This is a genomic window from Herminiimonas sp., assembly GCF_030645555.1.
GTDB lineage: Bacteria > Pseudomonadota > Gammaproteobacteria > Burkholderiales > Burkholderiaceae_D > Oxalicibacterium.
The window spans coordinates 1-5,712 of the sequence record NZ_JAUSME010000228.1 but is presented as its reverse complement, the minus strand read 5'-3'; the positions used below and the strand labels follow the sequence as shown (position 1 = coordinate 5,712).

4 protein-coding genes and 1 pseudogene are annotated in these 5,712 nt (G+C 57.1%); all 5 read right to left on the bottom strand.

What is annotated here, in order from left to right; translation table 11 throughout:
• Positions 1-332, bottom strand: a pseudogene (locus Q7T06_RS08930) (hypothetical protein); the annotation flags it as partial.
• Between the two features lie 23 nt (positions 333-355).
• Positions 356-2,341, bottom strand: a complete 1,986-nt coding sequence (locus Q7T06_RS08925; protein WP_304783685.1) for a MacB family efflux pump subunit — start codon at positions 2,339-2,341, stop codon at positions 356-358.
• The gene (locus Q7T06_RS08920; RefSeq protein ID WP_304783682.1) at positions 2,341-3,819 is read right to left on the bottom strand and encodes an efflux RND transporter periplasmic adaptor subunit; all 1,479 of its coding nucleotides are present in this window, start codon (positions 3,817-3,819) and stop codon (positions 2,341-2,343) included. The genes Q7T06_RS08925 and Q7T06_RS08920 overlap by 1 nt, the downstream gene beginning before the upstream one ends.
• 461 nt (positions 3,820-4,280) lie before the next feature.
• Complete coding sequence (locus tag Q7T06_RS08915; protein WP_304783679.1) at positions 4,281-5,060, bottom strand: ferredoxin--NADP reductase; 780 nt, start codon at positions 5,058-5,060, stop codon at positions 4,281-4,283.
• A gap of 370 nt (positions 5,061-5,430) precedes the next feature.
• Positions 5,431-5,712: EAL domain-containing protein (locus tag Q7T06_RS08910; protein ID WP_304783676.1), on the bottom strand; the 282-nt coding region annotated here is incomplete at its 5' end.

Below are 5,712 nucleotides of genomic sequence, written 5' to 3'. Positions count from 1 at the left end.
CCGGTGTTCGCACTCACCGTCAGCAATGGGAACAGCGATGCGCCGGCACTGCGGGCGGCAATCTCGGCTTGCGTTACGCGCTCGGCAGCGATGATCAGATTTGGGCTGCCGGCCAGTGCCTGATCGATCAAGGACGATAGTTCATCCGAACCGAAGCCGCGCCACCAGTCGCGCTGCAAGGCAAGGCCGGCTGGCGCCACTTCGGCCCATGTTGCAGGCAATTCAATCTGCGGCCTGGTGGCATCGATGCGCGTTGCACAGGCGCTCAGTGCAAGCATTGCTGCGACTGCAAGCGCAAGGCGGGTATGGCGAAAAATATAAGGTAATGTCATGGCGTCCATTTCATTCTGCTGACTCATTCTGCTGACAAAGCGACCACGGGATCGAGTTGCGCCGCTTTTTTGGCTGGCAAATAACCGAACACCAGGCCGGTCATGAAGGCGCAGCCGAAGGCCAGCAAGACCGGCGTCGGGGAATATTGTATCGGTGTGCCGAACGCAGCAATCACGGCGGCAGTCGCCAAACCAAAGACGACACCGATGGCACCGCCGATGGCGGACACCACCACGGCTTCGATCAGGAATTGCTGCATGATATTGCTCTCGCGCGCGCCGGTCGCCATGCGGATGCCGATCTCGCGCGTGCGTTCGGTGACCGACACCAGCATGATGTTCATCACACCGATACCGCCGACCAGCAGCGAGATCGCCGCGATCGAACCGAGCAGTATGGTCAGCGTATTCTGCGTCTGCTCCATCGCTTCCATGATTGATGCCATGTTACGGATCTGGTAATCGACCGTGCCGTGGCGCTCCAGCAGCAGCTTGTCGACTGCTTCCTGCGTATCGTCGATGCGATCCACGTCTTCCACTGCGACAGTAACATTGCGCAGATAGCGCTGGCCCGACAGGCGCAGGCTGCTGGTCGAGTAAGGCACGAACACTACATCATCCTGATCCGAACCCATAGGCGAGGCGCCGCGCTCGGACATCACGCCAACCACCTGGAACAGCAGGTTGTTGATCATCACGAATTCGCCTATCGGACTACTGTCGCCGAACAGGGCGGCAGAGGTGGTCTTGCCCAGCACCGCGACAGCCGCATAATTCATTTCATCTTCATCACTGAAGAAGGTGCCCTGCGCCACCGGCCATTGCCGCGCCAGCGGGAATTTGGCCGAGGTGCCGGTCACGCTGGTAGATGCATCCGAGGTGCCGAAACGCAGTGTCACATTGCTGCTCTGCTCGGGCACGGCAGCCAGCACATTCGGCAATTCATCAATCGCCTTGACGTCATCCACCACCAGCGTTGCCGTACTGCTGAAGCCGCGCTGGTTCGGCGCACCCGGCCGCACCAACAACAGGTTGGAACCCATTGCACTGATGCGCGCCACCACTTCCGCCTTGGCGCCGTCGCCGATCGCCAGCATCGCAATCACCGATGCCACGCCAATCACGATGCCGAGCAGGGTCAGCACCGAGCGGAAAAAATTTGCACGCAAAGAGCGCAACGCCATCTTTGCAGCTTCCAGCATATCGCTCAGCCGCGAAGCCACGCCGGCCACCACCGGCCGCACAAACTCTGTCTGTGTTGGCGATGGATGTGCCGGGCCGGGATCGGAAAGGATGTGACCATCCTTGATTTCTATCAGTCGCTGCGCGTGATCGGCTACTTCCTTCGCATGCGTAATCAACAGCACCGTATGTCCGCGCGCCGACAGGTCGGCCAGCAGCTTCATCACATCATGGCCGCTCTTGCTATCGAGCGCACCAGTCGGTTCATCGGCCAGTATGATGCGGCCGCCATTCATCAAGGCACGTGAAATCGACACCCGCTGCTGCTGTCCGCCCGACAATTGATTCGGCCTGTGGTGCGAACGTTCAGCCAGCCCCAGCTCGGTCAGCAAGGCTTGCGCACGCGCATGACGCTCGGCTGGCGGCAAGCCGGAATACATCGCCGGCACCTCGACATTTTCCGCCGCGCTGGCCGAAGCGATCAGGTTATAACTTTGAAACACGAAGCCGAAATCGTCGCGCCGCAGCAGCGCAAGTTCATCGCGGCTAAAGCCGGAAACGTCACGCCCCATGAAGTAATAGCTGCCGGTAGTCGGTCGGTCCAGGCAACCGAGTATGTTCATCAGCGTCGATTTACCGGAACCCGATGCACCCATGATGGCGACGAATTCGCCCTCATAAATTTTCAGGTCTATCCCGTGCAGTACTTCGACTTCAAGACCGCCGTTACGGTAAGTCTTGGTCACGCCGCGCAATTCGATCAGCGGCGTCTCGTCAGCGGGACGCGTACCGATGACTGCGACCGGCAGTGCAATTTCTGCGCTCATCAACGACCCCGTGCCGCTGACCCGCCCATGGCTGGTGGCAAGCCGCCCGGCTGTGCAGCAGCCTGCGTGCGCTTGGCCGACGGCGGCAGCTTCATGCCTATGATCACGGCGTCACCTTCCGACAAGCCGCTCAGCACCTGCATCTGCACACGGTTGATCACCCCCAGTTCCACCTTGCGCTGCTCAACCTTGCCATCCTTGTCGATGATCTTGACTGTGCCATTGCGCGGGGTCCGTGTTGTGCTCTGTCCGGCAAAACCGCTGGTGGACGCTGCCGGATCAACGGGCGGACTGGTGCTATTGGATGCGGCGACCGGCGTTACTGTTTTTTCTGCTGCTTTTTCTGCTGTAGTGGCTGCGGCATTGTCCGCGGTGGATTTTTCTGCCGTGCGTTTTCTGGACTGCCTGCCACTGGCGGCAGGATTTTCATTGGCGCCGGCATCGGCGCGATCGCCACGTTCACGACGCCCGCCACCAGTCCCGCGATTGATCGTCACGGCAGCTGCCGGCACCAGCAATGCATCTTTTGCCGTCGCGGCAATAAAGAATACCTGCGTCGTCATGCTCGGCATCAGCGCCTGATTCTGGTTCGGGACATCAAACAAGGCGTTGTACAACACCACATTATTGGTCACAGTCGGTGTAGGCTCGACCTTGCGCAAGGCACCGTACCAGCGCCGTCCCTGGCTGCCCAGCGTGGTGAAATACACTTCCATCCCTTTGCGCAACTTGCCGACTTCCGCTTCCGATACCTGCGTCTGCACCGTCATCGTCGACAGATCGGCAATGCGCAGGATAGTCGGTGCATTTTGATTGGCATTCAGCGTCTGACCCTGACGTGCTGTCAGCGACACGACGGTGCCCGCCATCGGCGCATAGATTTTTGCATAGTTAAGATTGGCTTCATCCGCACGCAGGGTGGATTGCGTTTGTTCTATCTGCGCCTGCAAAGCCGCGATCTGCGCCTTGGCCGCACGCAATGCAGCTTCAGCAGTTTGCAATGCTTCGGCCGACGTGGCATCGGCTGCCATCAAGTTCTTTTGCCGGGTGTATTGCAGGTTGGCCAGGACCAGCGCCGATTCCCTTTCCTTCATCGTCGCTTCCTGATTGCGCAAACCTGCGCGCCGCGCATCCACCGTCGCACGGAACACGGTCGGATCGATCTCTGCCAGCAGATCGCCTTCCTTGACCACGGAACCCACTTCGATATGCAGCTTCTTCAATTGCCCGGATACCTGCGCGCCTACATCCACATATTCGAGCGGCTGCACAGTACCGGTCGCCGTCACCAGATCCTGGATGTCGCCGCGCTGCACTTCTGCTACCTGATAAATTTCGAGTGGATCTTTCTTGGCATAGAACTTTTGCCAGCCCCAATAGCCGGCACCAGCGACCAGTGCGAGCAACAAGGCCAGCAGCGTATAGCGATGGAGGGCGTGCCTGCGCAGGCTGGCGACAAACGAAGATAAATACTTCATGGATAGAGACATTCAGAGTTTTGCTTGTTATTCAATGAGGCAGAGGAAAGCAGCGATGGCTCACGGCCATATCGGCCCCAGGTTCAACGGTGCATACGTGGTACGGGTAATCCAATGCGCCCAGTCAAGGGACTGGCTGGCTATCCGGAAGCGACGATGGAATGGCTGGCGACGTCATCAAACGTTGGGTAGACGGTAGCTAACGATAACGAGTCCGCCTTTGATAATCAAGGGAATCCCTGCTTCTGCAAGGTAAAGAATTGTGAAGATGATTCTTGCAGGAGTGCGCAGCGTGCAAGCACGAATGGCTGCAAGTGCAGAACATCCGTCTTCCGTTATGCGTGTGCAGATACAAAAATGGCGCTGATGTTTAAAACATCAGCGCCACCCTGTTCAGTTTGATGCGCCTGCAAGAAAAAAGCGGGGCGCTACCAATCTCTGCTTTTTAAATATGCAGGCTATCAGCCGCGATCGACAAAAGCGCGTTCGATCACATAGTCACCCGGCTGGCCTACACCCGGCGATACTTCAAAGCCCAGCTGGTCCAATTGTGCGGCGGTGTCCTTCAACATATCGGGGCTGCCGCATATCATGGCGCGGTCGGTGAGCGGGTCCATAGGCGCAATGCCGAGATCCTTGCACATCTTGCCGCTTTCAATCGCGGTGGTGATGCGGCCTTCATGCATGAACGGCTCGCGCGTCACGGTTGGGTAGTAGAGCAGCTTGGCGGCGATCTCTTCACCCAGGCCATCGATCTCCAGCAATTCCTTGCCTATGTATTCGCGGTATGCCAGCTCGCTGACGAGGCGCACGCCGTGCACCAGTATGACTTGATCGAAACGCTCGTAGGTATCAGGATCGCGAATGATGCTCATGAAAGGCGCCAGGCCCGTGCCGCTGCCGAACAGGAACAGGCGCTTGGCCGGCAACAGATCGGAAATCACCAGCGTGCCTGTCGGCTTGCGCCCGACCAGCAGTTCATCGCCGACTTTCATGTTTTGCAGATGTTTGGTCAACGCACCTTCCTGTACCTTGATCGACAGGAATTCCAGATGCTCTTCCCATGCCGGGCTGGCAATGCTGTAGGCACGCATCAAAGGCTTGTCGTTGATGGTCAGGCCTATCATCACGAAATGTCCGCTTTCAAAGCGGAAGCTAGGCGCGCGCGTGGTGGTGAAAGAAAACAGCGTGTCGTTCCAGTGATGAACACTCAGTATGCGAACAGTTTCAAAAGCAGCCATAAGATCAATGCATCCTAATTTCAAAAATTTTACTGCGTATGCAAACACGGACCGAATACGGATGGTCCAGGCATGCAAATCGACACGATCATGTCGTCCGCATGGTCTAAATCAATAAGAGTACGTATTTTACCCAGTGAAGACGCAGCTGTCGCAAACATCAGGCAGTTGCACCCAAATGGACTAGCTTATTCACGCGTCGAGTAAGCAGAAATGTCTACTTGCTTATCAAATTCAAGGCTGCGAGACGCCTTCTTGAGAACTGTTCTCATTATAGACCGGCGCGGCCAGGGGCGTCAAACAGGAAGGGCGGGATGATGCTGGCCTGCGGCACCGCAATCGCGCTTGCGCATGCCGGGTTGAAAAACGATTAATGAAGGTTTTGTCTGGCAATCAATAATTCGCGCATAGCCTCGAAGGCGAGCGGCCTGCTGATCAAATACCCCTGCCCTTCATCGCAGCCATTTTCTTTCAGGAAGGTGAAATGCTCCTGCTTTTCTATGCCCTCGGCTATGACCTTGATCTTGAGTCCATGTGCCAGTGCGATGATGGTTTGTGAAATGATCGCATCATCCGGATCGCTGTCGCAATTGAAGATGAAGGATTGATCTATCTTGATGCGGTCAATCGGAAAGCGTTTCAGATACGCAAG